The following is a 379-nucleotide window of genomic DNA, read 5'->3' as shown; positions in this document are numbered from 1 at the left end:
ACCGGTATCAAAAACTCCACTAAATCTGTATTTATACGAATCACATTCAGTGTCGCAAGTGCCAATGTCAAGGAGTGCCCTATAGTAAAGGCCGTAACCAACACAAGGATTCTCCCCCAGTCTTTCATCATGTAAACAACTGCCAATGCCAAAACAAAAAGAATATGATCAAAACCTTTTAAATCCAAAATATGCTGGATACCCAGATTAAAATACAATTGAAATTGGTTCATAAGAATAAGGTGATTTATTTACTATAGGTTTTAAAATTTTGTTGTAATATTAACGCATTATTCGCACAATATTAAAAAAACACCCCCTATTAATGCTTGTAATTCAACTATTCTTGGTTCTGTGTTCTTTCGAGTTGGAAGCCCAT

General features: G+C 34.0%; 1 protein-coding gene. It reads right to left on the bottom strand.

The annotated features are described in order from the left end of the window. On the bottom strand, positions 1 to 233 hold a 233-nt coding region (locus tag A6X21_RS25920), incomplete at its 3' end, for a HupE/UreJ family protein (protein ID WP_165603835.1). Between the last annotated feature and the right edge of the window lie 146 nt (positions 234 to 379).

Source organism: Planctopirus hydrillae, assembly GCF_001707835.1.
GTDB lineage: Bacteria > Planctomycetota > Planctomycetia > Planctomycetales > Planctomycetaceae > Planctopirus > Planctopirus hydrillae.
This window is presented reverse-complemented; position numbering and strand designations above follow the sequence as displayed.